Origin of the sequence: Allofournierella massiliensis (genome assembly GCF_964241245.1) — a bacterium.
GTDB lineage: Bacteria > Bacillota > Clostridia > Oscillospirales > Ruminococcaceae > Allofournierella > Allofournierella massiliensis.
Map to the genome: position 1 here is coordinate 1 of NZ_CAXSWZ010000055.1, position 6810 is coordinate 6810.

Below are 6810 nucleotides of genomic sequence, written 5' to 3' on the forward strand. Positions count from 1 at the left end.
AGGGATGAAAATTGAAACTGACACGGCACAACGGACGCTCCGGTAAGCATGGCACCTATAATCCCCGGCACAATGACCGCCGGTTTGATATGGAGAACAGCGAACACATTGATGCCCAGCGAGCCAGAAAAAATGTGTACTGGGACTGCTACCGTGGTTTCACTACCCCAGAACTTCGGGAGAACCCGGAACAGCCAGATTTCAGCTTTGAAGAAATTGAGCGGATGTATTACTACGAGCATTACTCCGACCATGTAGATGACCAGAATGCCCGAAACGAGAAAACCCGGCACACTGAGCGCAACCGCACGGTAGAAGATCTTTTGAAAAACAACAAGACCTGCCCAGAGGAAAGCATTTACCAGATCGGCACCATGGAAGAATCCGTTCCAGCGGGTACTCTGGCACTCATTGTCAGCGAATTTTACGAGGAGTTTGAACGGCGCTTTGGTTCCCATATCCACATTCTGGACTGGGCGCTGCATCTGGATGAGGGTACGCCTCACATCCACGAGCGCCATGTGTTTGACTGCAAAAACCGGTATGGGGAGTTGTGCCCCCAGCAGGAAAAGGCGCTGGAGGAACTGGGCTTTGAATTGCCTGATCCGAGTAAACCCAAGGGCAAACACAACAACCGAAAACAGACTTTTGATGCAGTATGCCGGACGATGCTCTTTGACATCAGCCTCAAACATGGGGTTCATCTGGAGCAGGAGCCGTCCTATGGCGGGCGGGCGTATCTGGAAAAGCAGGACTACATTCTGATGAAGCAAAAGGAGCAGCTGGCGGCTCAGGAACAAAAGCTGGAGGAGCTGACCCTGAAAATCGAGGATGTGGAAACACTGGTGGAGGAAGTTTCGGATATTGCCTATGACAAGGCGGTGGAAGTTGTCACTGACACCGTTCGGCAGGAGACCCACAAGGAGGACCTCCGGTTGGTGGAAGAAACGAAAAACTGGGTACTATCGCCGGAACGGAAAGCACCGCAAAAAGAGCGTGAGTATGCCGCTGCCCGGCTGGATGGAGTAATCTCCAAAATCAAAAATGCCATGCAGTCTGCGCTGACAAAAATCCAGAAGAAGCTGATGCAGCCGGAGGTCAAGCAGGCTGGCAAACAGCAGATTCAGGAAAAGGCAAAAGAATCCATTCTTGCTTTTCTGAATAAATCCAAACAGGACAGCGCACAGCGGGAAGCAAACCGGAAAAAGCAACAGCAGCGAAAACAGGATATGGAGCGGTAAGGTATCTGATTTTGCATACAAATCAGATGCTTTTCCCTTGAGGAGGTGAGAAACATTGAACAGCGAAACTCAGAGTTTAGTGCCTGCAACCCAGCAGGCCGAAAGTGAGGAATTGACCGTTGCTGAAGTACGGGAAAGCCTTTCCACGACGGAAAAAGGACAACCGGCCAACACCATTGGAAATTGCCGCACGGTGCTTTGCCAAGATCCGCTTTTGCGGGGCGCAATCCTGCTGAATCTGCTGACCGACCGTGTGGACATTGTGCGAGATTTGGGCTGGCGTAGAAACACCAGCGCCTTGACTGATACCGATGTCAAATATCTGCTCCTTTACTTTGAGCAGAACTATGGTTTGACCAGTGAAAAGAAGCTAATGGCGGCGCTCTCTATCGTAGCAAACGAAAATTGCTATCACCCCATTCAGGATGTGTTGAATGGCTTGGTTTGGGACGGCATACCCCGGATACGCTCTTGCCTGCATCACTTTCTGGGGGCGGATGAGGGCAACTATGTGGAAGAAATGCTCAAACACTTTCTGTTGGGAGCCATCCGCCGGGTGTTCCATCCTGGTTCCAAGTATGAGGAGCTGCTCTGTCTGGTGGGCGGCCAAGGAGCCGGAAAGTCCACCTTCTTTCGATTCCTGGCTATACAGGATGAGTGGTTCTCCGACGACCTGAAAAAGCTGGATGATGATAAGGTGTTTGCCAAGTTGCAAGGCCACTGGATCATCGAGATGTCGGAGATGCTGGCCACCAGTAACGCCAAGAGCATCGAGGAGATCCGCTCTTTTATCAGCCGCCAAAAAGAAACCTACCGCACCCCCTATGAGGCCCAGCCCAAAGACCGTTTGCGGCAGTGTGTGTTCGGCGGTTCCTCCAACACGCTGGATTTCCTACCCCTTGACCGGGCCGGAAATCGCCGGTTCCTGCCGGTGATGATTGACCCGGAGAAAGCGGATGTTCACATTCTAGAGGACGAAGCCGCTTCCAGAGAATATCTGTTGCAGGTATGGGCGGAGGCTATGACCATTTACCGCAGCGGCGAGTATTCCATGAAGTTTTCAAAGGAGATTCAGCGGCAGCTGGTGGAGGTTCAGAAGGACTTCATGCCGGAGGATACTGAGGCCGGACAGATTCAGGGTTTTCTGGAACACTACACCGGCAATGTAGTCTGCTCCAAGCAGCTGTTCAAAGAAGCGTTAGGACACGCCTTTGAGGAGCCGAAGCGCTGGCAGCTGCACAACATCAACGAGATCATGAACACTGTGGTAATTGGCTGGAAGCCCTTCTCTAATCCCCGGATGTTTGCTGGATATGGGCGGCAGCGTGGCTGGGAACGGGAGATTTCCGGCAACGAACCGCCCGACAACAAAGGTGGATTTGTGGAGCTGAGCGAGGAAGAAGTCCGTCAGCTGGAGCTGCCAAAGGAGTGGATTGCCTGATTTACAGGGCTTGTTGCCCAGTTGATTGTCGGCTGGTTGCTGACTTTGTTGCTACAAAAACGGGGGTATGGACACGATAAATGCCCATTAAGCAAGGCTTTTTGGTGTGCATCTGTTTTCTGACAACGAAAGCAACGAGATTTCACAAGAAAATTTGAAAAGTAAGAAACGATGGCCAGACGATAGGTTGCAGGTTTTTCGGAGTTCGTTGCCGGACTTTGTTGCTGGCATCCTTTGTCTGGCTTTTCTGATCTATGGAGGTAGCCTATGGAGAAAACCCAAAAGCAAGAAAACAAGCTGAGCAAAAAAGTGAAGTTTATCGTGATACGGGAGTTTTCAGGTGATAAAACCATGCAGGAAGCCTTTGAACAGCTCATTGAACGGCAAACTTGCGAACACTTTGAAGAATGGCTGGAACGCAAGGCAAGCTGAGGGAATTGGTTGAAGGAAAAACAGGGGCATGGTATAATATGTATATCGTGTCCCTGTTCATAGAAGGAGATTGCTATGAGCAGGAAAAAACAAGTCAATCAGAAAATCACAGCCCTCTATTGCCGCATTTCTCTGGACGATGGCGGCGATAACGAGAGTATGAGTATCAGCAATCAAAAAATCATGCTTCGGGACTTTGCCGAGAAAAACGGGATGTTCCAGTATGAGTATTATGTGGACGATGGTTACACAGGTCGCAATTTCAATCGTCCGGCTTTTCAGCGGATGATTGCCGATATTGAGGCCGATAAAATCGGTTGTGTCATTACCAAAGACCTGTCCAGACTGGGAAGAAATTATATCGAAGCCGGCAGTTATATTGAAATCTTCTTCCCTAAACACAATGTCCGCTATATTGCCATTACGGATGGCGTGGACAGTTTGACCCGTCAGGAAATGGACATCACGCCCTTCAAGAATATCCTGAATGATATGTATAGCCGGGATATTTCCAAGAAAGTGCTGGCGGGGCGTATGACCCGTTCCCGACAGGGGAAGTTCTGCGGTGGACAGCCTCCCCTGGGGCTGATGCGCGACCCGGAGGATCGGGGGCATTTGATCCTTGACCCGGAAACTGCGCCGGTGATTCGCAAAATCTATGACCTGGCACTGGATGGCTGGGGCTGTATGCGGATTGCCAAGCAGCTGATGGAGGACAAGGTTCCTATCACAAGAGTAAAAGGAAATACCGCCTGCGATGTCAACTACTATGCGTGGGGCGGCGCAAGAATCAGCCATATCCTGCGTAACCCCTTTTATAAGGGTGCTCATCTGGTTTGCCGGACACACCAGAAAGGGATTCGTTCCAACACCTATGACATCATTCCCCGTGAGGATTGGGAAATCATTGAGGGCTGTCATGAAGCGATTGTGACACCGGAGGAATGGGAACAAGTACAGGCAATCGTGGATCGCAGGCCACCTATTATGAAAGGAAATGCTTGCCCTTTCTACAACTTGTTCCACGGCATTATCTACTGCGCCACCTGTGGGAAATCCATGCAGGTGCGGTATGAAAAGGTCGGCAGAACCGGGAAAAATCGCTTTACGGGCGAGCGGCGAGAGCCGATTGATAAGGCATATTATATCTGCCAGACCTACAACCGGCTGGGCAAAAGCGCCTGCACCAGTCACAAAATCGAAGCCAGGGATTTGTATAATCTTGTCCTGAAGGACATTCAGGAATTGGCAGCGACGGCGCTCAAAGATGCAGATGCCTTTTATCAGCGGTTGAGCAACCGGATGGAGCGCCGATATATGGCGGATGCTTCCGAGATGCAGAAAGAGCGTGAACGCCTGGAAGCAAGAAACCGGGAAATTGACGATATGTTTGTGAGCCTTTACACGGACAAGGCCAAGGGTGTGCTTTCTGAGCAGCGTTTTATGAAGTTGACCGCCGCTATGGAGCAGGAACAGGAAGAAAATCAGCGCCGGTTGCAGGAACTGATGCGAATGCTTCAGCAGTCCGATGCTCAGGAAAGTGAAGTCCGTACCTTTATCCGGGAGATTCGGCAGTATGCCACCATTCAGGAGCTGGATGAAACGGTACTGAACCGCCTGATCAGCCGAATTCTGGTGGGAGAAGTCAAGAAGGTTGATGGTCAGAAGGTACAAGAAGTCAGGATTGTTTATAATTTTGTGGGGGAAATCGCATTTATAGAGGAATGAATTTAACACCCCTTTTCAGTTGAGAAGGGGTGTTTCACATTATAATGGAAATATTGACTTTGGAAAAAGAAAGGCAGATTAAATGAAATGGAACTTCACTTTGAATCGATTCAACAGTTTGAGGAAATGTTTAATGACCGTAATACTATGATTAAACTTAACACAACAGAGTGTGATTGCGGCGAATACCTTGAGATGCAAATTGATAAAGTTACTATTACAATTGGAGAATATAAAATAGAAATTAACGAGTGTCCTATTATGCTTTGCGAAGGATGCGGGTATATTCAGCTATGTCCTTCTATACCGCAAGATGCTTATTATGCGTATTTCAAAATGCAAGAGAATGGAAAAACTCATGGTATACTGACAAGACGTAATGATGTTAGATTCTCATACGCAGAAGAGGCAGACTTCAAGTATGATTCAAGAGACCTGAGTATTCCGGGGCTTGGCGTAGATTTGGACCCAACGCATCCAAAAGGATTTTCTTGCCCGGTATATTTTGACAGGAAAGTACTAAATGCCTTTTTTACGGATGATGAGTATGAGTTGGACTTTTTTTCTGAAACCTATGGATCTATTGCGAAATTAGGAAAAAACGGATGGAAATATGAGTGGAATATTGTTTTTGGAATTAATAAAAACAATAAAGTGATTATATTTTTAGGAGACTTAGACCAGATTGAAAAAGATGATAGGGCAATCTATTGGTTGAAATCTTATAATATAGAGTCAGACCACTGCCTTGTGCATACGGAGTTTTACCAAGCACAACTTAATTGCGTATTTAGTGATCCCATTAAGGAAAAAAGGATTATTTCTTTGCGAAACGCTTTTTTCAAGAAGATGGAGAAAAAATATGGCGTAAAATTATTTCATCTTGAAGAAGAGGTCGAAGCCAAAGGCAACTCTATTGAGAAACCTATAAATTATTCAAAAAGGGAAATTGAAGAAAATATTATCGTTTTAGATGGTGTCTTGAACGAAGGAATTGATTGCGATGAATTAAGAAAACTATGTATGCAATTAGTAAACCCGATTCCGAAAAATATCAAAGATCTAAAAACGAGAAAATTATTGCAAGCTATTATATCAATCTCTGCTGGCGATGCCGCCAAAGAAATTATATCACCTTTATTCTATTTAAACGATTTGCGAGTTTGCTTTGCACACCTTATCTCGCAAAGCGAAATTGACAAATGCCAAAATAACATTGTCGCCGCATTCGGTCTATCTTCCTTTGACGAATACAAAAAATTATACGATACTCTAATTGATAAGTTGTATTATTTATACACTTATCTTAATATAACGGAAATCTAAACTATTCATAATCAGCTACTCCCTCCTCTTAATCGAGGAGGGATATTTTTTTACCTGTTTTTGAATTCGTCACTTGACATTGTGGCAAAGAGTTGATGACCCAGGACGAATTGGCGGTAATGGACGGAGGCAAGTGTATCTTCATGCTGCGGGGCGTGCGTCCATTCCTCTCGGACAAGTACGACCTGACGAAGCACCCCAACTACAAGTACACCGCCGACGCCGACAAGAAATACCTCTTTGATATGGAACGGTACATGAAACGCAAACCGGCCATCGTAAAGCCGGATGAGCCTTTCGAGATGTACGAATTGACAGCAATGGACCTTCAATAACAATTCTACACCGAAGAAAGGAAATATGATTTATGGATTTTTTCACTAACGCTATTGACGTGTTGCAGACTCTGGTGATTGCCCTGGGCGGCGGCCTGTGCGTGTGGGGCGGCATCAACCTCCTGGAAGGTTATGGCCAGGACAACCCTGCCTCCAATGCTCATGTACGGTAAGGAAGCAAGCAACCGAAAACAAGAGATAGACCGCCAGCACTACACTATTCCGAACCAAAGACCAAAAGATAAGCATTGTGGGAAAATCTAAACTTTTGGATTTTCCTACAATGCCAACTACGGCGGAATCCCTC

At 47.0% G+C, this 6810-nt stretch carries 5 protein-coding genes and 2 pseudogenes; all 7 read left to right on the forward strand.

The features are described 5' to 3' along the window. The first annotated feature begins 11 nt into the window (after window positions 1-11). Window positions 12-1241 (forward strand): serine/arginine repetitive matrix protein 2, encoded by a 1230-nt coding sequence (locus ACESYO_RS16195; RefSeq protein ID WP_373210841.1) that lies wholly within the window; start codon window positions 12-14, stop codon window positions 1239-1241. Between the two features lie 112 nt (window positions 1242-1353). Next, window positions 1354-2682: a VapE domain-containing protein gene (locus ACESYO_RS16200; protein WP_373210847.1), complete on the forward strand. Its 1329-nt coding sequence runs from the start codon at window positions 1354-1356 to the stop codon at window positions 2680-2682. 267 nt (window positions 2683-2949) lie between these two features. Beyond that, the gene (locus ACESYO_RS16205; RefSeq protein ID WP_172749727.1) at window positions 2950-3114 is read left to right on the forward strand and encodes a hypothetical protein; all 165 of its coding nucleotides are present in this window, start codon (window positions 2950-2952) and stop codon (window positions 3112-3114) included. A gap of 75 nt (window positions 3115-3189) precedes the next feature. After that, on the forward strand, window positions 3190-4842 hold the full coding sequence (locus ACESYO_RS16210; protein WP_373210843.1) for a recombinase family protein: 1653 nt from the start codon (window positions 3190-3192) through the stop codon (window positions 4840-4842). 87 nt (window positions 4843-4929) lie between these two features. Then, window positions 4930-6168, forward strand: a complete 1239-nt coding sequence (locus tag ACESYO_RS16215) for a hypothetical protein (protein WP_373210845.1) — start codon at window positions 4930-4932, stop codon at window positions 6166-6168. An 83-nt stretch (window positions 6169-6251) separates the two neighbouring features. Next, a pseudogene (locus tag ACESYO_RS16220) lies at window positions 6252-6503 on the forward strand (VirD4-like conjugal transfer protein, CD1115 family); the annotation flags it as partial. A gap of 32 nt (window positions 6504-6535) precedes the next feature. Next, a pseudogene (locus ACESYO_RS16225) lies at window positions 6536-6664 on the forward strand (Maff2 family mobile element protein); the annotation flags it as partial. Between the last annotated feature and the right edge of the window lie 146 nt (window positions 6665-6810).

Coding starts and splice junctions, on each gene's coding strand:
- ACESYO_RS16215 (WP_373210845.1), top strand. CDS start 4,930: ATGGAACTTCACTTTGAATCGATTCAACAGTTTGAGGAAATGTTTAAT.
- ACESYO_RS16210 (WP_373210843.1), top strand. CDS start 3,190: ATGAGCAGGAAAAAACAAGTCAATCAGAAAATCACAGCCCTCTATTGC.
- ACESYO_RS16205 (WP_172749727.1), top strand. CDS start 2,950: ATGGAGAAAACCCAAAAGCAAGAAAACAAGCTGAGCAAAAAAGTGAAG.